Annotated in this window: 26 protein-coding genes and 1 pseudogene; 16 read left to right on the forward strand and 11 right to left on the reverse strand. The window is 69.5% G+C overall.

Going from position 1 to position 24,181, the window contains the following annotated elements:
• Nucleotides 1-164 precede the first annotated feature (164 nt).
• From fabG to ACFU8W_RS37375, 3 genes are all read left to right on the forward strand, one after another.
• The gene (gene fabG / locus ACFU8W_RS37365) at nucleotides 165-884 is read left to right on the forward strand and encodes a 3-oxoacyl-[acyl-carrier-protein] reductase (RefSeq protein ID WP_384047330.1); all 720 of its coding nucleotides are present in this window, start codon (nucleotides 165-167) and stop codon (nucleotides 882-884) included.
• A gap of 5 nt (nucleotides 885-889) precedes the next feature.
• Nucleotides 890-1,657 (forward strand): enoyl-ACP reductase FabI, encoded by a 768-nt coding sequence (gene fabI / locus ACFU8W_RS37370; protein ID WP_266987197.1) that lies wholly within the window; start codon nucleotides 890-892, stop codon nucleotides 1,655-1,657.
• 167 nt (nucleotides 1,658-1,824) lie between these two features.
• Entirely contained in the window at nucleotides 1,825-2,193 is a 369-nt protein-coding gene (locus ACFU8W_RS37375; protein ID WP_384047334.1) for a hypothetical protein, read from the forward strand.
• A gap of 15 nt (nucleotides 2,194-2,208) precedes the next feature.
• On the opposite strand, the gene ACFU8W_RS37380 is transcribed toward ACFU8W_RS37375, so the two are convergent.
• The gene (locus tag ACFU8W_RS37380; protein ID WP_345513673.1) at nucleotides 2,209-2,883 is read right to left on the reverse strand and encodes a FadR/GntR family transcriptional regulator; all 675 of its coding nucleotides are present in this window, start codon (nucleotides 2,881-2,883) and stop codon (nucleotides 2,209-2,211) included.
• Nucleotides 2,884-3,003: 120 nt separating this feature from the next.
• Here ACFU8W_RS37380 and ACFU8W_RS37385 point away from each other — a divergent pair, with 120 nt between their 5' ends.
• From ACFU8W_RS37385 to ACFU8W_RS37400, 4 genes are all read left to right on the forward strand, one after another.
• Complete coding sequence (locus tag ACFU8W_RS37385; protein ID WP_384047337.1) at nucleotides 3,004-4,296, forward strand: CynX/NimT family MFS transporter; 1,293 nt, start codon at nucleotides 3,004-3,006, stop codon at nucleotides 4,294-4,296.
• Nucleotides 4,297-4,313: 17 nt separating this feature from the next.
• Entirely contained in the window at nucleotides 4,314-4,430 is a 117-nt protein-coding gene (locus ACFU8W_RS37390; RefSeq protein WP_266987204.1) for an SGM_5486 family transporter-associated protein, read from the forward strand.
• Nucleotides 4,431-4,598: 168 nt separating this feature from the next.
• Nucleotides 4,599-4,805, forward strand: a complete 207-nt coding sequence (locus ACFU8W_RS37395; RefSeq protein WP_266987206.1) for a hypothetical protein — start codon at nucleotides 4,599-4,601, stop codon at nucleotides 4,803-4,805.
• Nucleotides 4,806-4,879: 74 nt separating this feature from the next.
• On the forward strand, nucleotides 4,880-5,398 hold the full coding sequence (locus ACFU8W_RS37400) for a histidine phosphatase family protein (RefSeq protein ID WP_345513670.1): 519 nt from the start codon (nucleotides 4,880-4,882) through the stop codon (nucleotides 5,396-5,398).
• A 76-nt stretch (nucleotides 5,399-5,474) separates the two neighbouring features.
• Here ACFU8W_RS37400 and serB read toward each other — a convergent pair whose 3' ends face one another.
• Complete coding sequence (gene serB, locus ACFU8W_RS37405; protein ID WP_345513669.1) at nucleotides 5,475-6,737, reverse strand: phosphoserine phosphatase SerB; 1,263 nt, start codon at nucleotides 6,735-6,737, stop codon at nucleotides 5,475-5,477.
• Between the two features lie 252 nt (nucleotides 6,738-6,989).
• Nucleotides 6,990-8,623, reverse strand: a pseudogene (locus ACFU8W_RS37410) (streptophobe family protein).
• A 244-nt stretch (nucleotides 8,624-8,867) separates the two neighbouring features.
• Here ACFU8W_RS37410 and ACFU8W_RS37415 point away from each other — a divergent pair.
• A complete protein-coding gene (locus tag ACFU8W_RS37415) occupies nucleotides 8,868-11,414 on the forward strand; it encodes an FHA domain-containing protein (RefSeq protein ID WP_384047342.1) in 2,547 nt (848 codons plus the stop codon).
• A gap of 94 nt (nucleotides 11,415-11,508) precedes the next feature.
• On the opposite strand, the gene ACFU8W_RS37420 is transcribed toward ACFU8W_RS37415, so the two are convergent.
• From ACFU8W_RS37420 to ACFU8W_RS37430, 3 genes are all read right to left on the reverse strand, one after another.
• Nucleotides 11,509-12,273: a transglycosylase SLT domain-containing protein gene (locus tag ACFU8W_RS37420; protein ID WP_384047345.1), complete on the reverse strand. Its 765-nt coding sequence runs from the start codon at nucleotides 12,271-12,273 to the stop codon at nucleotides 11,509-11,511.
• Between the two features lie 270 nt (nucleotides 12,274-12,543).
• Entirely contained in the window at nucleotides 12,544-13,632 is a 1,089-nt protein-coding gene (locus tag ACFU8W_RS37425; RefSeq protein WP_384047348.1) for an S-adenosylmethionine:tRNA ribosyltransferase-isomerase, read from the reverse strand.
• Nucleotides 13,629-14,342 carry an SDR family NAD(P)-dependent oxidoreductase gene (locus ACFU8W_RS37430; protein WP_384047351.1) on the reverse strand — a complete coding sequence of 238 codons (714 nt, stop codon included), beginning with the start codon at nucleotides 14,340-14,342 and terminating at the stop codon, nucleotides 13,629-13,631. The genes ACFU8W_RS37425 and ACFU8W_RS37430 overlap by 4 nt, the downstream gene beginning before the upstream one ends.
• Before the next feature lie 191 nt (nucleotides 14,343-14,533).
• Between ACFU8W_RS37430 and ACFU8W_RS37435 the strand changes: the two genes are divergently transcribed.
• From ACFU8W_RS37435 to ACFU8W_RS37445, 3 genes are all read left to right on the forward strand, one after another.
• Complete coding sequence (locus tag ACFU8W_RS37435; protein WP_384047354.1) at nucleotides 14,534-15,679, forward strand: GAF domain-containing sensor histidine kinase; 1,146 nt, start codon at nucleotides 14,534-14,536, stop codon at nucleotides 15,677-15,679.
• Entirely contained in the window at nucleotides 15,672-16,316 is a 645-nt protein-coding gene (locus ACFU8W_RS37440; RefSeq protein WP_345513660.1) for a response regulator transcription factor, read from the forward strand. The genes ACFU8W_RS37435 and ACFU8W_RS37440 overlap by 8 nt, the downstream gene beginning before the upstream one ends.
• Nucleotides 16,317-16,463: 147 nt before the next feature.
• Nucleotides 16,464-16,712 carry a chaplin gene (locus tag ACFU8W_RS37445; RefSeq protein WP_384047382.1) on the forward strand — a complete coding sequence of 83 codons (249 nt, stop codon included), beginning with the start codon at nucleotides 16,464-16,466 and terminating at the stop codon, nucleotides 16,710-16,712.
• Between the two features lie 262 nt (nucleotides 16,713-16,974).
• On the opposite strand, the gene ACFU8W_RS37450 is transcribed toward ACFU8W_RS37445, so the two are convergent.
• Nucleotides 16,975-17,757, reverse strand: coding sequence for a hypothetical protein (locus ACFU8W_RS37450; protein WP_327247125.1), 783 nt, complete (start codon nucleotides 17,755-17,757; stop codon nucleotides 16,975-16,977).
• A gap of 123 nt (nucleotides 17,758-17,880) precedes the next feature.
• On the opposite strand from ACFU8W_RS37450, the gene ACFU8W_RS37455 reads away from it, so the two are divergent.
• The 4 genes from ACFU8W_RS37455 to ACFU8W_RS37470 all read left to right on the forward strand — a co-directional run bounded on the left by ACFU8W_RS37455 (nucleotide 17,881) and on the right by ACFU8W_RS37470 (nucleotide 21,077).
• On the forward strand, nucleotides 17,881-18,678 hold the full coding sequence (locus ACFU8W_RS37455; RefSeq protein ID WP_345513659.1) for an ABC transporter ATP-binding protein: 798 nt from the start codon (nucleotides 17,881-17,883) through the stop codon (nucleotides 18,676-18,678).
• 84 nt (nucleotides 18,679-18,762) lie between these two features.
• On the forward strand, nucleotides 18,763-19,191 hold the full coding sequence (locus ACFU8W_RS37460) for an NfeD family protein (protein WP_266987230.1): 429 nt from the start codon (nucleotides 18,763-18,765) through the stop codon (nucleotides 19,189-19,191).
• A 126-nt stretch (nucleotides 19,192-19,317) separates the two neighbouring features.
• On the forward strand, nucleotides 19,318-20,247 hold the full coding sequence (locus tag ACFU8W_RS37465; RefSeq protein ID WP_327247127.1) for an SPFH domain-containing protein: 930 nt from the start codon (nucleotides 19,318-19,320) through the stop codon (nucleotides 20,245-20,247).
• Between the two features lie 62 nt (nucleotides 20,248-20,309).
• Nucleotides 20,310-21,077 carry a sulfite exporter TauE/SafE family protein gene (locus tag ACFU8W_RS37470; protein WP_345513657.1) on the forward strand — a complete coding sequence of 256 codons (768 nt, stop codon included), beginning with the start codon at nucleotides 20,310-20,312 and terminating at the stop codon, nucleotides 21,075-21,077.
• Between the two features lie 69 nt (nucleotides 21,078-21,146).
• On the opposite strand, the gene ACFU8W_RS37475 is transcribed toward ACFU8W_RS37470, so the two are convergent.
• From ACFU8W_RS37475 to ACFU8W_RS37485, 3 genes are all read right to left on the reverse strand, one after another.
• Nucleotides 21,147-21,653, reverse strand: a complete 507-nt coding sequence (locus ACFU8W_RS37475; protein ID WP_327247129.1) for an HNH endonuclease — start codon at nucleotides 21,651-21,653, stop codon at nucleotides 21,147-21,149.
• A gap of 156 nt (nucleotides 21,654-21,809) precedes the next feature.
• Entirely contained in the window at nucleotides 21,810-22,340 is a 531-nt protein-coding gene (locus ACFU8W_RS37480) for a YbhB/YbcL family Raf kinase inhibitor-like protein (protein ID WP_384047361.1), read from the reverse strand.
• Between the two features lie 43 nt (nucleotides 22,341-22,383).
• Nucleotides 22,384-23,166 (reverse strand): sporulation protein, encoded by a 783-nt coding sequence (locus ACFU8W_RS37485; RefSeq protein ID WP_384047364.1) that lies wholly within the window; start codon nucleotides 23,164-23,166, stop codon nucleotides 22,384-22,386.
• A gap of 72 nt (nucleotides 23,167-23,238) precedes the next feature.
• On the opposite strand from ACFU8W_RS37485, the gene ACFU8W_RS37490 reads away from it, so the two are divergent.
• Entirely contained in the window at nucleotides 23,239-23,880 is a 642-nt protein-coding gene (locus ACFU8W_RS37490) for a DNA-3-methyladenine glycosylase (RefSeq protein ID WP_384047367.1), read from the forward strand.
• Nucleotides 23,881-23,994: 114 nt separating this feature from the next.
• Here ACFU8W_RS37490 and ACFU8W_RS37495 read toward each other — a convergent pair.
• Nucleotides 23,995-24,181, reverse strand: a 187-nt coding sequence (locus tag ACFU8W_RS37495) for a hypothetical protein (RefSeq protein ID WP_384047370.1), incomplete at its 5' end; no start/stop codon positions are given.

Raw genomic sequence — 24,181 nt, forward strand, 5'->3', positions numbered from 1 at the left:
CGATTTTCCGGTATTTTTCCGCGACGGTTCCGACGCCGACCGCTGCCGCACTGTAGGAACCCCACAGCGCCTCGTGGGAGCCACTGTCAGGGGCCGAGTCCTTGGAAAGCGCACGGTACCGATAGATTTTCGAGGTACCAGACCGCTATCGAAAGGGTGATCCGTTGAGCCGCTCGGTTCTCGTCACCGGAGGAAACCGGGGCATCGGCCTCGCCATCGCCCGCGCTTTCGCCGACAACGGCGACAAGGTCGCGATCACGTACCGCTCGGGTGAGCCGCCCCGGATCCTCACCGAAGCCGGGGTCCTGGCCGTCCGGTGCGACATCACCGACGTCGAGCAGGTGGAGCAGGCATACAAGGAGATCGAGGAGAAGCACGGTCCGGTCGAGGTGCTGGTCGCCAATGCCGGTATCACCAAGGACCAGTTGCTGATGCGGATGTCCGAGGAGGACTTCACGTCCGTACTCGACACCAACCTCACCGGCACCTTCCGGGTCGTCAAGCGTGCCAACCGCGGCATGCTGCGTGCCAAGAAGGGCCGCGTCGTCCTCATCTCCTCCGTCGTCGGCCTTCTCGGCTCGGCGGGGCAGGCCAACTACGCCGCGTCCAAGGCCGGCCTGGTCGGCTTCGCCCGGTCGCTGGCGCGTGAGCTCGGCTCGCGGAACATCACTTTCAACGTCGTCGCGCCCGGTTTTGTCGACACCGACATGACCCAGGCGCTCAGCGAGGAGCAGCGCAAGGGCATCGTCGCCCAGGTGCCGCTGGCCCGCTACGCGCAGCCCGAGGAGATCGCCGCCGCGGTGCGCTTCCTCGCCTCCGACGACGCGTCGTACATCACTGGAGCCGTCATCCCCGTTGACGGCGGATTGGGCATGGGTCACTGACCACCATGATCGGAATTCTCGACGGCAAGCGCATCCTCATCACCGGTGTGCTGATGGAGTCCTCCATCGCCTTCCACACCGCCAAGGTGGCCCAGGAGCAGGGTGCCGAAGTCATCCTGACCGCCTTCCCCCGGCCCACGCTGACGGAGCGCATCGCCAAGAAGCTGCCCAAGCCGGCCAAGGTCATCGAGCTGGACGTGACCAACACCGAGCACCTGGACCGGCTCGAAGGCCTGGTCCGTGAGGAGCTCGGTTCGCTGGACGGCGTCGTCCACTCCATCGGCTTCGCGCCGCAGGACGCGCTCGGCGGCAACTTCCTGAACACCCCGTTCGAGTCGGTCTCGACCGCGATGCACGTGTCGGCGTTCTCGCTGAAGTCGCTCGCCATGGCCTGCAAGCCGCTGATGAGCGAGGGCGGCTCGATCGTCGGCCTCACCTTCGACGCACAGTTCGCCTGGCCGCAGTACGACTGGATGGGCCCGGCCAAGGCCGCGCTGGAGGCCACCTCCCGCTACCTCGCCCGCGACCTGGGCAAGGACGACATCCGCTGCAACCTGATCTCCGCCGGACCGATCGGCTCGATGGCGGCCAAGTCCATCCCGGGCTTCTCGGAGCTCGCGGACGTGTGGAACACCCGCTCCCCGCTGTCCTGGAACATGGCCGACCCGGAGCCGGCCGGCCGCGGTGTCGTCGCCCTGCTCTCGGACTTCTTCCCGAAGACCACGGGTGAGATCATCCACGTCGATGGTGGCGTGCACATGATGGGTGCCTGACCCCGTACGACCCGGCACGATCCGGCCGCGTACCACCTCCGAGCGGGTGGTGCGCGGCCGGCGTGCGTCTGCGCCCGGTCTTCCCCCGCTCAAGTCGAAAAGACGGTCGTTCCACCGCAGAATGTGGTGGAACCGGACTTTTTGGTCAGGCTGCGGAGGTGATCGCTGTGCGCACCACGCGTCGCCGAACCTGGGCCCTGCTGGCGGCCTCGGCCGTCGCCGTCGCACTTGTCGCCCCCATCGGCATATCCGTCGTGGGGCGAATAGGCGCCGGAGCGTCCGCACCCGCCGGCCCCACGCCTGACCCCTCCGGCGCCGAATGCCGTACGACGATCCAGGGCTCCCAGGTGGTCGCCTACTGCCACAACCCGTATCCCTCCATCGACCGGGTGCAGCTGCACACCGAATGCGGCCGCTGGTGGGACATCGACGCGGACGGCATACCCGTCGACGTCGCACCCGGACGGACGGTGCGGCTCGACGACCGCTGCTGGAAGGAAGTCGCCTCCGCCTGGGTCACCCACCGGCGGATATAGGTCCACCCCTCCGGGTCAGCTCCGTTCCACCAGACAGCTCAGTGCGTGGCTCGCTGCCTCGGCGGCCGCGGTCTCCGCGTCGCCTGCCCGGATCGCCTCGACCAGTCGCCCATGGTCCATATGGTTCTCCGGCCGCAGTTCGTGCCCGACATCGACCCGCAGATAGTCGCGCAGCAGATCCGCCAGATCGGCATAGAGACCCGTCAGTACGTCATTGTGCGAGGCTGCGACCACGGCCAGATGCAGCGTCGCATCCGCCGCCACGAACGCCTCCGCGTCCCCCGCGGCCCAGGTCTCCTCGCGGCGCGCCATGAGAGCGTCCAGCTGCTTCAGATCCCGCTCGGTGCGCCGGACGGCCGCCAGCCGGGCCGCCGACGACTCCAGTGTCGAGCGCAGCTCGGCGACATGGCGCGGGTCGGCGGAGGCGAAACGGCGCTGCATCACCCCGGCCAGTTCGCTGGTGGCGACGACATACGTGCCCGACCCCTGACGGATGTCCAGCAGCCCGTTGTGCGCGAGCGCACGCACCGCCTCACGGACGGTGTTGCGGGCCACCCCCAGCTGCTCGACCAGCTCGGGTTCGGTCGGAATCCGCGAACCGACGGGCCACTCGCCCGAGGTGATCTGATTCCTCAGCTGGGCAATCACCTGGTCGGCGAGTGCCGAACGTCGCGGAGACGTCAGCGCCATGATGCTCCTTGCTCGGTTCCTTGGGTCTGCGGATTCTCGGGTCTGCGGGTTTCCCGAAGGTTTCCGAAGCTTCTCAGACGATTGGACAACCAATCATCCCATGATTCTATGATGGGCCCCATGTCCGACGACGAGACCCAGCACCAGCCCCTGACCCTGAAGAGGCACACCACCGCGGCGAACATCCCCCTGGACGCCCCGGCCCCGCAGACCGCCGCAGGCCCAGCCCCCTGGCTGCTCCGCCTGGTCGCCGTCGGTCTCGTCCTCACCGCGCTCAACCTCCGCCCCGCCATCACCAGCCTCGGCGCCCTCCTCGAAGAGGTACGGGACGGGCTGCACATGAGCGGCAGTGTCGCCGGTGTCCTCACCTCCGTACCGCCGCTCTGCTTCGCCGTCTTCGGCATCATGGCGCCGCGCCTCGCCCGCCGCTTCGGCCCCGGCGCGGTCGTCTGCGCCGGCATGGTCGCCATCACGGCCGGACTGCTGATCCGGCCCCTCGTCGGCTCCACAGCCGGGTTTCTCGCCGCCAGCGCCCTCGCGCTCATGGGCATCGCCGTCAGCAATGTCCTGATGCCGGTGATCGTCAAGCGCTGGTTCCCGGACCGGGTCGGCTCCATGACCGGCCTCTACTCCATGGCGCTGGCCCTCGGCACCTCACTGGCCGCGGCCGTCACCGTGCCCATGACCGATGCGCTCGGCGGCAGTTGGAAGGCCGGTCTGGGGATCTGGGCCGTGCTCGGGGCTGCGGCGGTCCTGCCCTGGATCCCGCTGGTACGGGACCGGCGCGGCGCCCAGGGACAGCCCGCCGCCCAGCAGCACCAGGACGTCCCGGCCCTGCGGATCACCCGCTCCCGCACCGCCTGGGCCCTCGCCTGCTTCTTCGGCCTCCAGGCCACGGCCGCGTACATCACCATGGGCTGGATGCCGCAGATCTTCCGCGACGCCGGGGTCTCCGCCGGTACGGCGGGGGTGCTGCTCGCCGTGACCATGGCCATGGGCGTGCCGCTCGCCTTCGTCATCCCTCGGGCCGCCGCCCGGATGCGCAACCAGGGCCCGATCGTCGTCGTACTCGGCGCCTGCGGCCTCATCGGCTACGCCGGTCTCTACCTTGCACCGGCGGGCGGCGCCTGGGCCTGGGCGCTCCTCCTCGGCATAGCCAACTGTGCCTTCCCGCTCGCCCTCACCATGATCGGCATGCGGTCCCGGAGCGGCGCCGGAGTGGTCCGGCTGTCGGCGTTCGCCCAGTCCACCGGCTATCTGATCTCGATCCCCGGCCCGCTGCTGGTCGGCGTGCTCTACCAGCACAGCGGCGGGTGGGGGCTGCCGATCGCGCTGATGGCGGGCCTCATGGTGCCGCAGATGGTGGCGGGAATTCTGGCCGGGCGGGACCGGACGATCGAGGACGAAAGCTGAGATGCGAGACTGGCTCCATGCCAGTGCTCGATCCGAATCCCCAGAACGGTCAGAAGAAGCTTCTCCTCGTGCTCGGAGTGATGCTCCTGATCACGGTGATCATCGGAGTGATCGCTTCGATTGCCTCTCCCTGACACCTGCCCGGGTGCCGCGCCCCACGTCCCCGCCGGGGACGGTGGGGCTAGCACCACCATCCCCTAGGGGGCCAGGGTCAGGGTGAAGTGGGTGGGTCACCGGATGGGACGGGCGCCGCCGGATCCGTAGGTTTCAGGTATCAGAACCGATGACCCACGGAGGCGGACATGTCGGCCCGTACGTACACCCGGTCCCCCCGCCCCGCGTCGGCCGGGGTCGAGATCCGGCTGCCGTGGTGGGCCATCGCGCTCCCCTCGGTGGCCTTCGCGGCCCTCCTGCTGATGATCGTGGGATCCGGCCAGGCGCACGCGGCGACGGGCGACCCGGCGATCGGTCGGTTGCTTCAGCGAATCGTGGACCTACTGATCCTCTGAGGGCGTTCACCCGCAGCGGGGGAGCCCCTCAACACCCTGCGACGGGCGGAACATTTCATGCGAAGCTGAGGTGTATGAGCGTCGATACACCTCGCAGGATCGTCCTTCTCAGACATGCAAAGGCGGAATGGTCGCAGGACTCCGACCACGAGCGGCCGCTCGCGGAGCGCGGCCGCAAGGATGCGCCGGTGGCAGGCCGCAAACTCGTCGATTCCGGCATCGTCGTCGACCTGGCACTCTGCTCGACCGCCGCCAGGACGCGCGAGACCTGGAAGCTGGCGGTACACGAGATGCCACAGCGTCCCAGGACCGTGTACGAGGAGCGGCTCTACGAGGCCTCGCTCGGCGAGCTGATCGCCCTGCTCAACGGAACCCCCGACGACGTGCAGAACCTGCTCCTCATCGGCCACAACCCCGGGATGCACGCTCTCGCCGACGCGCTCTCCTCATCGGCGGAGGGCGACACCCTGGCCCGGATGAGCCGCGGCGGATTCCCGACCGCCGCATTCGCCGTCGTCGAGTTCTCCGGTTCCTGGAAGGGCGTGGAGCACGGCGTGGGCAAGCTGGTCGAGTACTGGACGCCGAACGACTGATCGCGACGTCGTACGCGGATGGGCCCGGCACGGGTGAGGTGCCGGGCCCATCCGCGTACACGGAGCGGTCGATCGGTCAGGCGAGACCGTCGGCGGCCTCGACCTCTTCGCGGGTGATCCCGAGCAGATACAGCACGGTGTCCAGGAACGGCACGTTCACCGCGGTGTGCGCGGCCTCGCGGACGACCGGCTTGGCATTGAAGGCGACCCCGAGACCGGCCGTGTTCAGCATGTCCAGGTCATTCGCACCGTCGCCGATCGCGACGGTCTGCGCCAGCGGCACCCCGGCCTGCTCGGCGAAACTGCGCAGCAGCCGGGCCTTGCCCGCCCGGTCCACGACGTCGCCGACGACCCGTCCGGTGAGCTTGCCGTCGACCACTTCCAGAGTGTTGGCGGAGGCGAAGTCGAGCCCGAGCCGTTCCTTCAGGTCATCCGTGACCTGGGTGAACCCGCCGGAGACGACGCCCACTTGATAGCCGAGTCGCTTCAGTGTGCGGATCAGAGTGCGCGCACCGGGAGTCAGTCGCACCTCGGCGCGCACCTTCTCCACCACCGACACATCGAGCCCGGCCAGCAGTGCCACTCGCGCGTGCAGCGACTGCTCGAAGTCGAGCTCCCCACGCATCGCCTGCTCGGTCACCTCGGCGACCTTGTCCTCACAGCCGGCGTGCGCCGCGAACAGCTCGATGACCTCGTCCTGGATCAGCGTCGAGTCGACATCCATGACGACCAGCCGCTGCGCCCGGCGGCTCAGTCCGGCGGACACGACCGCCACATCGACGCCGATGCCGGCGGCCTCGGTCGCCAGCGCGGTCCGCAGCTCCGCGGTTCCGGTGCCGGACACGGCGAACTCGACGGCCGTGACCGGGTACTTCGCCAGCCGGAAGATCCGGTCGATGTTGCCGCCGGTCGACGTGATCGTGGCCGCTATGGCAGCGGTCGACTCGGCGGTCAGCGGGTGTCCGAGCACAGTCACATGGGAGCGCCCGTATCCACGCGGCCGGTTGTCACCGGTACCGGAGATGATCTCGGCCTGCAGCTTCAGCGATTCGGCCCAGCTGTGCACGGTCGCCCGCAGGTCGCCCTCGGTGGTACCGCCCGCGGTGGGGGTGGTGACCAGTGCGCACAGAACGATGCGGCCACGGGTGACGACCTGCTCGATGTCGACGACATCGACCGCATAGGCGGCGAGCGTGTCGAAGAGCCCGGCGGTGATTCCCGGACGGTCCTTCCCGAAGATCTTCACGAGAAGGGTGGGGGTGTCGGTGCCCTGACGGGACTCAGGGGCCTCAGAGGGCTCGGGAGACGGGGAGGACTGAGGGGACTGAGATGCGCTCATGGTGTTCCCACCGTATCGGTCTCCCTCACCCCCTCGAACCCCCGTCCCGCGGACCGGACAGCGGAAACGGTCCCCGGCCGACCCGTCCCGGCCCCTGTCCGCGGCGGGAGTGAGCGGCCCTGCACGGCGCGTGTCCGAGGCGACCGGCCATTCGAGCCCCGGGGGTCCCGCATGCCCTCAGGGCAGGATGAAGCTGCGCCCCGTCCGGGGGCCGGGCGCTCTCGGGCCCTGCGGCAGTCGGGGACAACTCGGTCAGCCGGCTCCGGGCGGCCTGCCCGGCGGCGGCAACCCTTCCACGTCCCCCGGCCCGGGTCCGGGTCCGGGCCCCGGCGGCGGCACAGCCGGCCGTACGGGCGGACCGATCGGCCCCACCACCGTCGGCGCACCGTGAATCCCGTCCCTCGCCGGATCCGGATACGGACGCAGGTACGGATTGGTCTCGTCGTGCGGCGGCCGGTACACCCGCGACGGTATGTACGGTCCGGGCCCCCCACCGCCACCGCTGTCTCCGCCGGCCGGCCCCGCCCCCGACGGAACCGCCCCCGCCAACCAGGCCACCGCCGCCCCCACACCGCCCGCGCCCGCACCCCACACCGCACCCAGCAAGGCAGCCGTCCCCGTCCGCCCGTGCAACTCGATCCCTGCGCCGAACGCGTCGAGGCCCAGCACCGAGAGCGACGCATCCGCGGACACCTGCGTCAGCCACACCAGGAGCGCCAGCGCCGACGCTGTTACGCCTCCGAGCCGCACCGCACACCGCCCCACGAACCCGGCCCCGGTCAGCTCCCCCCCCGGGGCGTACGGGTCGCGGCCAGCACCCCCGCGTACAGCATCATCACTGCGGCGGCGACCGCCAGCAGCCAGACCCGGCCGGCCAGCCCGGCCAGCCGCCCGACCGTCACCGGCTCGTCGGCGGACACCCGTAACAGCTCGTCCAGCGGATCGGGCAGCACCTTGGCCGGCTCACCGGTCGCCTGCCCGTCCCACGGCACGAAGAGGCCGAGCGGCACCCCGAGCCACGCCCCGTTCGGCGCCCCGAGCAGCGCGGCGCCGACGATGCGTTTCGGGTGGGCGTCGCCGACAGCCGCGTACGCCGCGGCAGCGCACCCGGCGACCACCGCGACCAGCAGAACCGACACGACCGCGGACGCCGCAGGCCGCACCGTCCGGTCCAACCCTGCCAGCCCGGACGGCAACGGGGTGCGGCGCGAGGCGAGCAGGGCGATGACCAGTACTCCGAGCACCCAACACGCGCCACCCGCGAGGGACTTGGACGAGTCGACGGTGAACCCGACCTGTGCCTGCGCCCGGACGAGGTCCGCCAGCCGGTCCGGCAACAGTCCGACCGGATCACCGAGCCCGCCGGGCAGACCGCCACTGCCTCCCGCCCCTGGCACCCCGTCCAGCTCCAGCGCCCCGCCGTCGATCGTCACGACATCGTGACCTGCCCAGGCGAGCCCGCCGTGCACGGCGACGAACATGACCGCCACCGCCCCTGCACGGAACGCGAGTTCGGCACCGGAGACGACCGCTCCCACCCCGCGCAGCGACCGCAGGAAGAAGAAGGAGAGCAGCAGTGCACCGACCAGCCCCACCCCGAGCGGTGTGACGGCGAGTGCGGTGTGCGCCTCGGCGTCGTCCAGCCCGAACGCCGAGACACTGCCGGACGGGGAGACCGATCCACCCGCTCCCAGCACCACGACGGCCGCCGTCATCGGTCCCAGCGCCCCGGCCGAGTCGGCCCCGAGCAGATGCAGCCCGAGTGCCGCTGTCCCCGCCATCCCGGCCATCGCCCAGCTGACCGAGGCGATGGCCGCCAACACCACGTCACCCCACGGGATACGCCCCGTACTGCCGTCCCCGCTCCCGCGTGCGTACCTCGCCATCAGGGCCCCCTCAATCCGCGCCGAGATGCCCTGAGTTGACCTGGTCACTCATGATCCGTACACACTCGTGGGCGCTTCCCACTCTCCGAGCCTGTTTCTCCTCCGTCAACGGTGCGGCGCAGCAGGTCTCGATGGGGTCTTGACCCCGCCCGACTTTCGTATCGGTGACTGCTCCTGGAATAGTTCCCCACGATGTTCAGCATCCCTAGACTCCCTGTGATGGGGGTAACTCGGGGGACAACTAGTGGGGCGCGGAGTGCCGGAACTCGTACTGGAATTGAATGGAAGGACCTGGACGCTCGATCCGTCCAGGCCATACACCCTCGGTCGCGATCCACAGGGCGACCTGACGATCGACGACGCCAGGGTTTCGTGGCGGCATGCCACGATCAGCTGGACGGGCCGGAGTTGGTTCATCGAGGACCACGGTTCCACCAACGGCACCTATGCGCAGGGCCGGCGAATCCACCAGATGGAAATCGGGCCGGGCTCGGCCGTGCACCTGGGCAACGCCACTGACGGACCGCGGCTGAGCTTCAGCGGCGCCGCCGATGTGTACAGCGGTCAGGCCGCGGGCGCGCAGCAGGCCCCCGCTCAGCAGCCCCAGCAGGGTGGCGCGGGCCGGCCGGGACAGCAGCAGGACCCCGCGGCGCACCAGCAGCAGGCATGGCAGCAGCAGGGCGCGCCGCAGCAGCCTCAGGTCCCGCACCAGCAGGGCGTGGCGAAGCCGCCCGCCGCGGGTGGACCCGGTGGTGCCGCGGGGGCTCCGCCGGTCTACGGGGACCGCAGTCCGACGACGTTCCACCAGGTGGCCCTGGGCAGGGTCATGCGCATCGGTCGTGCCCTGGAGAACGAACTCGTCGTCTCCGACCTCCAGGTCTCGCGCCACCACGCCGAGTTCCACGCGACACCCGACGGCCGCTTCGAGATCCGCGATCTCGGTTCCCACAACGGCACGTACGTCAACGGTCAGCCGCTCCAGAAGTCCGGCTCCGCGCTGATCGGCCCGAACGACATCGTCGGCGTCGGTCACTCGACCTTCCGTCTGGTCGGCGACCGGCTGGAAGAGTTCGTCGACACCGGTGAGGTCTCCTTCTCCGCCCGCCACCTCACGGTGACGGTCGACGGCGGGAAGCAGATCCTCAAGGACGTCTCGTTCGGCGTCCCGGAGAAGTCGCTGATCGCGGTCATCGGCCCCTCGGGTTCCGGCAAGTCCACCCTGCTCAAGGCGCTCACCGGCTACCGGCCCGCCAACCAGGGTGACGTCCTCTACGACAACCGGAACCTGTACAAGCAGTTCGCCGAGCTGCGCCAGCGCATCGGTCTGGTCCCGCAGGACGACATCCTGCACAAGGAACTCACGGTCGCCAAGGCCCTCAAGTACGCGGCCAAGCTCCGCTTCCCCGCGGACACCACCGAGGCCGAGCGCCAGTCCCGGATCCATGAGGTCCTCACCGAGCTCAAGCTCGACATCCACAAGGACAAGAAGGTCACCTCGCTCTCCGGTGGCCAGCGCAAGCGTGTCTCGGTCGCCCTGGAGCTGCTCACCAAGCCGTCGCTGATCTTCCTGGACGAGCCGACCTCGGGCCTCGACCCGGGCATGGACCGCGATGTCATGCAGCTGCTGCGCGGCCTCGCCGACGACGGCCGTACGGTCCTCGTCGTCACGCACTCGGTGGCCGAGCTGGCGATCTGCGACAAGCTGCTCGTGATGGCGCCGGGCGGCTCCGTCGCCTACTTCGGTCCGCCGGAGGAAGCGCTCAACTTCTTCGGCTACACCACCTGGGCCGATGTCTTCTCCGCGTTCGAGAACTATCGCGACTACGACTGGGCGGGCCGCTGGCGCGGTTCGCAGCACTACCAGATGTACGCCGCGGACATCGACGCCGTCGCCGCACAGTCCGTACACATGCCGCCCCCGCAGCAGATGCGCCCGCCGAAGCCGCAGGGCTGGGGGACGCAGCTGTGGACGCTGATGCGCCGGTACGTGTCGGTGATCGCGTCCGACAAGGGCTTCATGGGTCTGATGGTGATCCTCCCGGCGGTGCTCGGCATCGTCAGCGTGGTCATCCCGGCCGACTTCGGCCTGGCCCCGCCGAAGCCGCCGTCCCGGTTCAACGGAGATGCCGGAACGATCATGCTGATCCTCGCGGTCGGCATGTGCTTCTCCGGTGCGGCCAACTCCGTACGAGAACTGATCAAGGAACGCGTCATCTACGAACGGGAACGGGCCACCGGCCTCTCCCGCTCCGCCTATCTGATGTCCAAGGTGATCGTCCTCGGCGTGATCACGGCCATCCAGGGCGTCATCATCTGCGGGATCGGCTTCGCCACCCGCGATCTGCCCGAAGAGGGTCTGATCATGCCGCCGGCCGTCGAGCTCTGCGTGACGATCATCGCGCTCGGCTTCACCTCGATGATGTTCGGTCTGGTGATCTCCTCGCTGGTGAAGACCTCCGAGAAGACCATGCCGCTGCTGGTCATGTTCGCGATCGTCCAGGTCGTCTTCACCGGCATCCTCTTCCAGGTGTACGGATCGCCCGGCCTGGAGCAGTTCGCCTGGCTGATGCCGTCCCGCTGGGCCATCGCGGGCGCGGGCTCGACGCTCGACCTGGCGCACCTGATGCCGCCGTGGGACCAGAAGAACCCGACCGACCTGGACCCGCTGTGGGAGCACACGGCCGGTCAGTGGGGGATGAACATCTCGGTGCTGCTGTTCCTCGGCATCATCTGCGGCTTCGCGGTCGCGCGACTGCTGCGCCGCCACGAGCCCGAGGTCATGCGCAAGTAGACGCGGGCACCGCGCACGGAACGCCGAAGGGCGGCACCCGATCCGGGGTGCCGCCCTTCGGCGTATGCGTGTGCGCGGTGCCGTGCCGCGTCGATCAGTACGCGCTGTTGACGTTGTCGATCGAGCCGTACCGGTCGGCGGCGTAGTTGGCCGCGGCGGTGATGTTGGCGACCGGGTCGTAGATGTTCATCGAGGTACCGGGGACGTGGTACGCGTTGAACGTCGGCTGGATGACCTGCAGCAGACCGCAGGACGGGGTGCCGTTCTGGGCGTTGATGTCCCAGCCGTTGATCGCGTTCGGGTTACCGGTGGACTCCCGCATGATGTTGCGGTGCAGACCGTCGTACGAACCCGGGATGCCCTTGGCCTTCATGATGGCCAGCGCCTCGGAGATCCAGCCGTCCAGGTTGTTGGCGTAGACCGGAGTACGGGCGACGGAGCGCGTGGTGACCTGGGTGGACCGCTTCGCGGCATCGGCCTTGGCCTTCGCGGCGGCCTCGGCCTTCGCCTTGGCGGCAGCCTTGGCCTTCGCGGCGGCCTGGGCCTTCGCCTTGGCTGCGGCGACCAGCTTCGCCTTGGCCGCGTCAGCGGCCTGCACCAGCTTCTCGGCGGTGGAGTGCTGCTCGATGATGCTGGCCTGGATGGTCCTGGCCTGCGGGGCACTGGGGGCGAGGCTGAAGACCACCGGAGCGGCGGAAGCGGCCTGCGGCTCGGTCTGCGGCTTGGCCGGCGTCTCGGCGTGGGCCGGGACGAGGGAGAGCGAGAGAGCGGCGGCGGCGACGGCGGAGACGCCCGCCACGGAGAGCTTCTGGGTCTTGTTCAGGCAGCGAATACGGCGGGGGATGCTGGACGCGGACATTCAGTCGTACCTCTTCGAATCGCTGGAGTCCTCACGGAGGACGAGACGGAAGCGACGATTCGCATCTCCGTCGGGGACGAGTGCAATTCTTAGCGGCCGCAAAATCCCGTGGCAAAGGAGTGACGTACGAAGCTGGGTAGTGGATCAGGGGAGCGCTCGAACGGGACGGTCCGCGCTCGTGACCACTCATGTGGCCCTTATGTATCCACTAGCCGACTTCGTAAGTGACGTGGGTCCTATGCGCGGCCTCACATCGGCCGCGTAACAACTTCACCAATCGTTGCTTCGGCAATTCAGAGCGTGAGACTCCGTTTCGGGGAGCAGGAGATGCACGTCCCCGAACTCATGCCAGAGGTACCCGTGCCGCAGCGCCTCCGGGTATGCGCACTGCAGCGCGGCCCGCCCCGCGACCGCCTCCAGCATCAGCAGATGCGAGGCCGCCGGCTCGTGCAGCCCGGTCAGCAGCCCGTCCACCACCCGCACCCCGCGCTGCGGCGTCACCACCAGATCCGTCCAGCCGGCCGCCGGTCGCACCACCCCGTCCGCGCCCGCAGACGACTCCAGCGCCCGCACCGCCGTCGTACCGACCGCGATCACCCGCCCGCCCGCCGCCCGTGCCGCGTTGACCAGCCAGGCCGTCGTCCGCGGCACCTCGAAGCGCTCCGGGTACGGCGGCTCGTACGCCTCGGCCGACGCCACCCCGGTATGCAGCGTCAGCGGCGCGAACTGCACCCCGCGACGCACCAGCGCGGCCACCAGCCGCGGCGTGAACGGCCGCGCTGCGCTCGGCATCTCCGCCGAACCGCTCCCGTCGGGGGCCTGAACCGCGAACACCGTCTGATACGCGGACAACGGCTGGTCCCGCTCCGTGTACCCGTAACGGATCGGCCGCCCGTACCGCCGCAGCAGCCCCGGCACCTCCGTCGACACCCGCGCCCACCACAACCTGGCGCCCGCCGCCGCACCGCCCAGCGGCTCCTGCAGCACCAGCCGCGAGCCGCCCGGCAGGTGGACGACCGTCCCCGTCGGCCCACCGCGGCGCGGCACCGTCGCCCCCGTCCCGTCGGGGTGGCGCAGCTCCACCGCCCAGCGCCCGTCGTCACCCCGCGTCGAGAAGTGCACGACCACCCGCGCACCGCCGGTCCGCCCGTTCACCGCGGCGGGCAGCGTCGCAGACGTATTGACGACGAGCACGTCCCCGGCCCGCAACTGCTCCGGCAGCTCCCGGAACGCATGGTGCGACACCTCCCGGCCCCGGGACACCAGCATCCGTACGTCATCACGCCCCGCGCCGCGCTGCTCCGCCGGCACCCGGGCCGAGAGCTCCGCGGGCACCGTCAACGCGTCCAGGGCGGTCACAGCTCCACCACTGTCTCTGGTGTCTCCGTCAGCGCAGGTGCCGCATACCGTCCGCTCGCCGGCCGGCGGTCCAGCAGACGCAGGAACGCGGGCACCACGCTCTCAGGACGCGGTCGCGGATCCTCGTCCTCGGGTACCGCCGCCGCATACAGATCGGTCTGCATGTCGCCCGGATCGACCGCCCACACGCGCAGCCCCGGCTCCTCCACCCCCAGCACCGCGGCCAGCTGGTCGAGCGCCGCCTTCGACGCCCCGTAACCGCCCCAGGTCTCGTACGGCTCCGCGGCCGCGTCCGAACTCACCATCACGACCGCGCCCGCCGCCGACGCCCGCAGCAGCGGCAGCGTCCCCTGCACGAGACCGAGCGCCGCCACCACATTGGTCTCCAGCGCCTGCCGGAGCCCGCCCAGCGACAGCGCGTCGAGCCGCACGAGCGGCTCCGCACCCAGCGCACTCGCATTGCTCACCAGCAGATCGAGCCCGCCGAACTCACCGGCGGCGGCCACCAGTGCCCCGCGGTGTGCGGCATCCGTGACATCCCCGGGTACGGCCGCCACCCGCGCCCCGCACGCCGCCAGCTCCTTCGACGTCTCCTCCAGCGCGCTCGCGGTCCTGGCGTCCAGCACCAGATCCCAGCCCCGCTGAGCGAGCGCGGCTGCCAGCGCACGCCCCAGTCCCTTCGAAGCGCCCGTGATCATCGCGACAGGCATGCCAACCGTCCCCTTGTTACCTAGGCGATCACCGATGGACCTCGGCACCCCCAACGTAGGAATGTCGCCGTGCCCCGCGCCTCGTCCGCGAGCCGCACCCCCGCAAGGCACTTCGACCTAGGGCCGACGCCCTAGGCACCGGCCGTCCACAGGCCGATCCGGAGCCCCACCCCCGCCGGTACGGTGAGGCCATGAGCCACAGCCCACCGTCGGGCCTCGCAGCGGTGAGTGACGCGCTGCTCGCCATGAGCCGCCACCTCGAAGTGCGTGACGTCCTGAAGACCATCGTCGCCTCGGCCCGCGAACTGCTGGACGCCGAGTACGCGGCCCTGGGCGTCCCCGACGACCACGGCGGCTTCGCCCAGTTCGTCGTCGACGGCGTCAGCGACGAGCAGTGGAAGGCCATCGGCCCGCTGCCCCGGCAGCACGGCATCCTCGCCGCGATGCTCCACGAGGCGAAGCCGGAGCGCCTCGCCGACGTCCGCAAGGACCCCCGCTTCGAGGGCTGGCCGGCCGCCCACCCGGACATGTCCGACTTCCTGGGCCTGCCCATCAGGGACGGCGACGAGATCATCGGCGCGCTCTTCCTCGCCAACAAGCGCTGCCCCAAACCCCAGGGCGGCTGCGGCTTCACCGCGCAGGACGAAGAGCTGTTGTCGATCCTCGCCCAGCACGCGGCGATCGCCCTCACGAACGCCCGGCTGTACGAGCGCAGCCGCGAGCTCACCATCGCCGAGGAGCGCTCCCGCCTCGCCCACGAGCTGCACGACGCGGTCAGCCAGAAGCTGTTCTCCCTGCGGCTGACGGCCCAGGCGGCCGCCGCCCTCGTCGACCGCGACCCGGCCCGCGCCAAGGGCGAGCTCCAGCAGGTCGCCGCTCTGGCCGCGGAGGCAGTGGACGAGTTGCGCGCCGCCGTCGTCGAACTGCGCCCCGCAGCGCTCGACGAGGACGGTCTGATCGCCACGCTCCGCACCCAGGTCCAGGTCCTGGACCGTGCCCACACCGCCAGGGTCACCTTCGAGAGCCTCGGTGTACGAGCTCTGCCCGCCGCCCAGGAGGAGGCGCTGCTCCGGGTCTCCCAGGAGGCCCTGCACAACGCACTGCGCCACTCGGGCGCCGAGCGGGTCGACGTCACGCTCGCCCGTTGTGGCAGCGGCACGGTGCTGCGGATCACGGACGACGGCAGCGGATTCGAGCCCACGGCGACGCGGCAGGCGGGCCGCCATCTGGGTCTGGTGTCGATGCGGGACCGTGCGAGTGGTGTCGGTGGCAGGCTCACCGTTGAATCGGCGCCCGGCAAGGGCACCACGATCGAGATGGAGGTCCCCGGTGGCTGACAAGATCATCAGGGTGCTGCTGGTCGACGACCACCAGGTGGTCCGCCGCGGTCTGCGTACGTTCCTGGAGATCCAGGACGACATAGAGGTCGTCGGCGAGGCGGCCGACGGCGCCGAAGGAGTCGCCCGCTCCGAGGAACTCCGCCCCGACGTGGTGCTGATGGACATCAAGATGCCGGGCACCGACGGCATCGAGGCGCTCCGCAAGCTCCGCGAACTGGACAACCCGGCCAAGGTGCTGATCGTCACCAGCTTCACCGAGCAGCGGACGGTGGTCCCCGCCCTGCGCGCGGGCGCCTCCGGTTACGTGTACAAGGACGTCGACCCGGAAGCGCTGGCCGGCGCCATCCGCTCGGTCCATGCGGGCCATGTCCTGCTCCAGCCGGAGGTCGCCGGGGCTCTCCTCGCCCAGGAGGACTCAGGCACCGGGACCGGCCGGGGGAGCACCCTCACCGAACGGGAGCGGGAGGTCCTCGGCCTGATCGCCGACGGCCGCTCCAACCGCGAGATCGCGCGGGCCCTGGTTCTCTCCGAAAAGACCGTCAAGACGCACGTCTCGAACATCTTGATGAAGCTGGATCTGGCGGACCGTACCCAGGCGGCGCTCTGGGCCGTCCGCCACGGGGTGGCGGGCTGATCAGCGCCGAAGCGGAGCGGTTCCCTCCGGGCTGAGATTCATACTGTCGGGTGTATGTCACCCGAACGGCGCATCCTGTCGGGCCCGGGGGCGTTCTCCATGGCGTGCTGCGGCGGCCGGCCGCAGCGACGCGAGGAGGATCCTGAAGTGAAGAACCTGAAGAAGGCCGCTGCCGTCACCATGATCGCCGGTGGCATCATCGCCGCCGGCGCCGGCGCGGCCTCCGCCACCGGTCACGGCGCGGGCGCCCACGGTGTGGTGACCCACTCCCCGGGCGTGCTCAGTGGCAACGTCATCCAGGCCCCGGTCCACGTCCCGGTGAACGTGGTCGGCAACACGGTCAACGTGATCGGCCTGCTCAACCCGGCCTTCGGCAACGTCGGCCACAACGGCTGACCACCCCGGTTCCCCCGATGCCGGACGGCCCCGAAAGGGACCCGTCCGGCATCAGCCATGCCGCCCCACACCACAACTCACGGCCCATCACCACCGAGGATCGAGCCGCAACGGGTCGAGCCGCACCCCCCGCACGATCAAGCCCGTCCAGCGATCGAGGACGGACGGGCCACCGGACGCCCCGGTCCCCGTTCCTGCGCCTGAGCGCTGTCCCGAGATCCCGACGCCGTGCGCTGATCCGCCGGGGATCACGGGACAACCCTCACCCCCGCTCCCGTCCCTCCACATACGCGTTGTAGGCCGCCACCTGCGCCCGCCGAGCCACCCGCTCCACCGGCCGCAGCGCCGCCCCCCGGGCCGCGATCTCCGACGCGCTCACCGCCCCGCCGTGCCCGTTCTCGTACGCCAGCGAGATCAGCAGCCCCACCCGCTGCGCCAGCTCCAGCACCCGTACCGCCCGCGGCGGATATCCCGGAGCGAGCAGCTCCCGCCCCCGCTCCGCCCGCGCCCGGTACGCATCCAGCGCCGCCTCCGCCACCGGACCGGACCCGGCCACATCGAGCCGCGACAGCGCCGCCGTCGCATCCCGCAACGCCTCCGCGAGCTCCCGCTCCGCCTCACTCAGCGACGGCACATCGGCCGGCGGCGCCTCCCGCACCGGCAGACAGCACCACACCACCTCGACGTGCAGATCACCGGCAGGCCCCGCCTCCCGCACCTCGGGCACCAGTCCGTACGGCGCACCGGACGCGATCACCGCCTCCTCGGCCTCCAGCGCCCGCGCATTGAACTCGGGCGGGCCGCTGAGCCCGAGCGGATGTCCCGGCACCGGCAGGGCGACCCGGAAGCCCGTCACTCCCAATCCGCGCAGTCGCCCCAGGGCCAGCGTGAGCCCGACCGGTCCCGCCTCACCCGGCAGCCCCTCGACGCGGTGCACCGCGTCCTCTCCGACAATCGCGAGCGCAGCGTCGTCCGGTGAGACAAGTCCGGCCAGAAGCGCGTTTCCCCATGAGGCCAGCAGCCCCGAGCGTGGTTCCGAAAGCATGGGAACAGCCTAGGGAACCGGACCTAAGAGCTGGAGCACTCTTGGGGTGGCGTAGGTTTTCCCTGGGAGCTGTGCCCACAGGCACGCGACGATCTCGAGACTGCATGGGGAGACAACGCGCTCATGAGCGATGTACTGGAGCTGGTGGACGTATCCGTGGTCCGCGACGGACGCGCTCTGGTGGACGACGTCTCCTGGTCGGTCAAGGAGGGGGAGCGCTGGGTCATCCTCGGCCCGAACGGCGCCGGCAAGACCACCCTCCTCAACATCGCGTCCAGCTACCTCTTCCCGACCAAGGGCAGCGCCACGATCCTCGGCGAACAACTCGGCGGCGTCGGCACCGACGTCTTCGACCTGCGCCCGCGGATCGGTATCGCGGGCGTCGCCATGGCCGAGAAGCTGCCCAAGCGCCAGACCGTCCTGCAGACGGTGCTCACCGCGGCGTACGGCATGACCGCCACCTGGCACGAGAACTACGACGCCGTCGACGAGGACCGGGCCCGCGCGTTCCTCGACCGGCTCGGCATGACCGAGTTCCTCGACCGCAAGTTCGGCACCCTCTCCGAGGGCGAGCGCAAGCGCACCCTGATCGCCCGCGCCATGATGACCGACCCGGAGCTGCTGCTCCTCGACGAGCCCGCCGCAGGTCTCGACCTCGGTGGCCGCGAGGATCTGGTCCGCCGCCTCGGCCGGCTCGCCCGCGACCCGTTGGCCCCCTCCATGATCATGGTGACGCACCATGTCGAGGAGATCGCCCCGGGCTTCACCCACGTCCTCATGATCCGCCAGGGCAAGGTCCTCGCCGCGGGCCCCATGGAGACCGAGCTCAGCTCCCGCAACCTCTCCCTCTGCTTCGGTCTGCCGCTCATCGTCGAGCACACCGGCGACCGATACACCGCACACGGCCTCCCGCTGTCCTGAACACCGGCGTCCTGAACGCACTGTGCCCCGGATGTCCTGATCGAAGCCCTGTCGGCGAGGGACTCACGGTCCTACCATGACCGGGTGGACATCGATGCGTGGGTGTGGTGGCTGATCGGCGCGGTCGGGCTGGGCATTCCGCTCGTCCTGACCGCGATGCCCGAGTTCGGGATGTTCGCCGTCGGAGCGGTCGCCGCGGCGGTCGTCGCCGCGCTCGGCGGCGGCATCGTGGCCCAGGTCCTGGTCTTCGTGGTCGTCTCCGTCGCTCTCATCGCGGTGGTTCGCCCGATCGCCGCCAGGCACCGCGCCGACCGGCCTCAACTGGCCACCGGCATCGATGCGCTGAAAGGCCGTCAGGCCGTCGTCCTGGAACGGGTCGACGGCAGCGGTGGCCGGATCAAGCTGGCCGGGGAGATCTGGTCGGCCCGTGCCTACGACGGAGATCAGAGTTTCGAACCCGGCCGGCAGGTGGATGTCGTGGACATCGACGGTGCCACGGCCGTTGTCATGTGACCGAACCGCTCACACGGCGGACCTCGGTCTGCCAGACTCGATGTCGATCATCATGAGATCCGGACCTCATGAGATCCGACCCCGATCATCGCGATCCGTCGGCAACCGAAGGGCACGAGGAACACGATGCAACCGATCATCATCGTCCTGATCATTCTGGTGGTGCTCGTCTTCATCGCCCTGATCAAGACGATCCAGGTCATCCCGCAGGCCAGCGCCGCCATCGTGGAGCGCTTCGGCCGCTACACCCGCACGCTCAACGCAGGCCTGAACATCGTCGTTCCGTTCATCGACACCATCCGCAACCGGATCGACCTCCGCGAACAGGTCGTCCCGTTCCCGCCCCAGCCGGTGATCACCCAGGACAACCTGGTCGTCAATATCGACACCGTCATCTACTACCAGGTGACGGACGCGCGGGCCGCGACGTACGAAGTCGCCAGCTACATTCAGGCGATCGAGCAGCTCACCGTCACCACCCTCCGCAACATCATCGGTGGCATGGACCTGGAGCGGACCCTGACCTCCCGCGAGGAGATCAACGCCGCCCTCCGCGGTGTCCTCGACGAAGCCACCGGCAAGTGGGGTATCCGCGTCAACCGCGTCGAGCTCAAGGCGATCGAACCGCCGACCTCCATCCAGGACTCGATGGAGAAGCAGATGCGCGCCGACCGTGACAAGCGTGCCGCGATCCTCCAGGCCGAGGGAACCCGGCAGTCCGCGATCCTCACCGCGGAGGGCGAGAAGCAGTCCGCGATCCTGCGCGCCGAGGGTGAGGCCAAGGCCGCGGCCCTGCGCGCCGAGGGCGAGGCCCAGGCCATCCGGACGGTCTTCGAGTCCATCCATGCCGGCGACCCGGACCAGAAGCTCCTCTCGTACCAGTACCTCCAGATGCTCCCGAAGATCGCCGAGGGCGACGCCAACAAGCTCTGGATCGTGCCGAGCGAGATCGGCGACGCTCTCAAGGGCCTCAGCGGCGCCTTCGGGAACCTCGGCAGCGGGGTCCCCGGCTTCAACACCGGCAAGGAACGCCGCGAGGAACCCCCGGTCGACTGACGCGTACACACCATCGTGCATGATCAGTGCATCAAGCACTGATCATGCACGGGGGAATCGGAATGTCCATCTGGGAAATGCTCGCCGTCTTCGGCGCGGGCATCAGCGCGGGCGCGATCAACACGGTCGTCGGTTCCGGAACGCTGATCACCTTCCCGGTCCTCCTCGCCACCGGCCTGCCCCCGGTCACCGCCACCGTCTCCAACGCCCTCGGCCTGATCCCCGGCTCCATCAGCGGCGCCATCGGCTACCGCAAGGAACTCGCCGGACAGCGGCGCCGCGCCCTCAAATTGAGCATCGGCGCGCTCATCGGCGGCCTGACCGGCGCCACCCTACTGCTGGCCCTGCCTTCCACGGCGTTCGAGACCATCGTGCCCATCCTGGTCGCCCTGGCCCTCGTCCTGGTCATTCTGCAACCTCGCATCAGCAAAGCCGTCCAGCGCCGCCGCGAGCACAACGGCACCACCGCCCGGTCCGACGGCGGCCCCCTCCTCGGCGTCGGACTGATGCTCGCCAGCGTCTACGGCGGCTACTTCACCGCCGCCCAGGGGATCATCTACCTCTCCCTGATGGGCATGCTGCTCGACGACACGATGCAGCGCCTCAACGCCGTCAAGAACGTGCTGGCAGCGGTCGTCAACAGCGTTGCCGCGCTCTTCTTCCTCTTCGTCGCGGACTTCGACTGGACGGCCGTCGTGCTGATCGCGGTCGGCTCCGCGCTCGGCGGCCAGATCGGCGCCAAGGTCGGGCGCCGCCTCAGCCCCACCGTGCTGCGCGGCTTCATCGTGGTGGTCGGCACGGCCGCCATCGTTCAGCTGGTGCTCCGCTGAACCCGAAAGCCCGCCTCCACACGGAGACGGGCTTCCGATACGACGATCTGCGTAGACGACCTACGCCCGCTATGCGGCGGTCCGGTCCAGCCACTCCGGCAGCGCCGACCGCTCACCGGCCCCCATCGCCAGCAGCATCGCCTCCGCGGGCGACGGTACGAAGGGCTGCCGCAGCAATGGCATCCCCGCCTGCTCCGGCGTCCGGGCCGCCTTGCGGTGATTGTCCTCGGCACAGGACGCCACCGTATTGAGCCAGGTGTCCTGGCCGCCCTGGGCGCGCGGCACGACGTGGTCGACAGTCGTCGCCCGTCGCCCGCAGTACGCGCACCGGTGCTGGTCCCGTATCAGCACACCCCTTCTGGACCACGGCGCCTGTCTTCGGAACGGCACCCGTACGTACCGGCAGAGCCTGATCACCCGGGGTACCGGAATGTCCACGGCGGCACCACGCATGCGGAGATCGGGATGCGACTGCTCGACAACCGCCTTGTCCTGCAGAATCAGCACCACCGCACGGTTCAGTGTCACCGTCGACAGCGGCTCGAAGCTCGCGTTGAGAACCAGCGTGTCCCGCATCTCGCCCACCTCCCGTGTGCCGCCCACCCCCTGGCAGGCCCGGATCAACTCTGGCTGGGCGGGCCGGGATGGACAACGCAATAAAAAATGCCCTGCCCTGATCTCTCCAAGACCAGGGCAGGGCAAACAGCAGGAGAACTCTCAGCTCATGGGGTACTACGCGGGACCGGTGTACTCACCGATCAGCTGAGCACGGCCCAGTGTGTGGAACCGCAGATTGAACCCGACCACGGCGGGCGACGCATTACTGTCCGGCCCCAGCTTCTCGCTGTCCACCGCATACACGGTGAAGACGTAGCGGTGGTTCTCCCCGGCCGGCGGCGCGGCGCCGCCGAACTCCTTCGACCCGTAGTCGTTACGGACCTGAACGGCACCGGCGGGCAGTCCCTCGAACTTCCCGCTGCCCGCACCGGCCGGCAGCTCCGTGACCGATGCCGGGATGTCGAACACGACCCAGTGCCAGAATCCGCTGCCCGTCGGAGCATCCGGATCGAAGCAGGTCACGGCGAAACTCTTTGCCTCCACCGGGAACCCTTCCCACCGCAGCTGCGGCGAAGTGTTCCCGGCCGCGAACACCTGGGCGTCCGCCAGCACGGCCCCGGGAGCAAGATCTTCGCTCACCACCGTGAACGAAGGCACCTCGGGATGGAAGTCATGCGGCAGCGGCGGCCTCTTCGGCTCGGTCACGTCAGCACCTCTCCTGATCGGCTCTGGAGTCTCGCCACCGACCCTAGAGCCAGTTGCGCCGACCGCCGACCTGGGCGAGCCACTGATTGAGGTATGCCGCCCAGTCGGTCCCCCGGAAGTCGTTCAGACCGACCTTGAACGCCCGGTACGAGTCGCTGCCCTCACTGAAGAGCCCCGCCTTCTTGTCCATCTCCAGCACGACATCCATCTCGCGGTCGTCCGCGACGAACGTCAGCTCGACCTGGTTCAGCCCGCGGTACTGCTGCGGCGGGAAGAACTCGATCTCCTGGTAGAAGGGCAGCCGCTGACGCGTGCCGCGGATGTGACCACGCTCCATGTCCGCGCTGCGGAATCCGAAGCCCAGCTGGCCGAACGCGTCGAGGATCGCCTGCTGCGCCGGCAGCGGGTGGACGTTGATCGGGTCGAGGTCGCCCGAGTCCAGCGCCCGCGCGATCTCCAGTTCGGTGGTCACACCGATGTTCATGCCGCGCAGGTGCTGACCGCCGAACATCGTGATCGGCGTCTCCCACGGGATCTCGAGCCCGAACGGAACGACGTGCACGGCACCTGCCTGCACCTCGAACGCCCCACCGAGCTGCAGCTTGGTGAACTCGATGTCCTGCTTCATCTCCTGGTCGTTGCCCTCGACCTCGACGCGCGCCTGCAGACCGACCGAGAGTCCCTCGATCTGCTGCGCCACGGAACCACCCTGGATCCGCACCTCGCCCTGGACGACGCCGCCCGGCACGACGTTGACCTCGGTCAGCTCCGTCTCCACCGAAGCACCACCGGCACCCATGCTCGCGAGCAGCCGCTTGAAGCCCATATTTACTCCTCCTTGGTCTGACCCCTACATACGCGCCACGACCGTAGTCGGTTCCCGGTAACCTCGAACGCCATGATCGAGGGCCTGGACCGTACGCCGCTGACGCGGGATTTCTTCGACCGCCCCGTACTGGAGGTGGCACCCGACCTGCTGGGCCGGACCCTGGTACGCATCACAGGCGACGGCCCCATCGAACTCCGCCTCACCGAGGTGGAGGCGTACGCCGGCGAGATCGACCCCGGCTCGCACGCCTTCCGTGGCCGCACCGCGCGCAACAGCGTGATGTTCGGACCACCCGGCCACGCCTACGTCTACTTCACCTACGGCATGTGGCACTGCCTCAACCTGGTGTGCGGCCCCGAAGGCGTGGCGAGCGGTGTACTGCTCCGGGCGGGTGAGGTCCAGGTGGGTGCTGAACTCAGCCGTAAGCGTCGAACCTCGGCCCGCAGTGACCGAGAACTGGCCAAAGGCCCGGCCCGTCTGGCTACCGCCCTCGACATCGACCGAGGCCTGAACGGCACTGACGCCATCGCCCACTCGGGTGCTCCCTTGTCCGTACTGCACGGCACCCCACCACCGCGCGACCTGGTACGCAACGGCCCCCGCACCGGCGTGGGCGGTGACGGAGCCGCACACCCCTGGCGCTTCTGGATCGACGGAGACCCCACGGTGAGCCTGTACCGGCCCCACGCACCACGCCGCCGCGCAACTTGACTCGCCCCTGCCGGTCACCTAACGTAGTCCGAGCCGCTTGAACGGGTACTGTTGTCGGCACGGTCCATCGGACCGAGGTTGAGCACCCGGAAGCGACCAACCACTACCTTCGATTCACCCTGACGGGTGCGAATTCGGCATGCCGTAATTCGATCCCATCGGCTCGATTATGAGCTGCCAAGGAAATCGACTAAAGTAGCGGACACGCCGAAAGGCAAAGGCCACTCCAAAGGCCACCGGAATCAAATTCGGACCGGAAACGGAAACGAAAAAGAGTCTGGTAAGGTTGGAACCGCCGGAA

The sequence above is a fragment of the Streptomyces sp. NPDC057565 genome (assembly GCF_042801455.1).
Taxonomy (GTDB): domain Bacteria; phylum Actinomycetota; class Actinomycetes; order Streptomycetales; family Streptomycetaceae; genus Streptomyces; species Streptomyces yanii.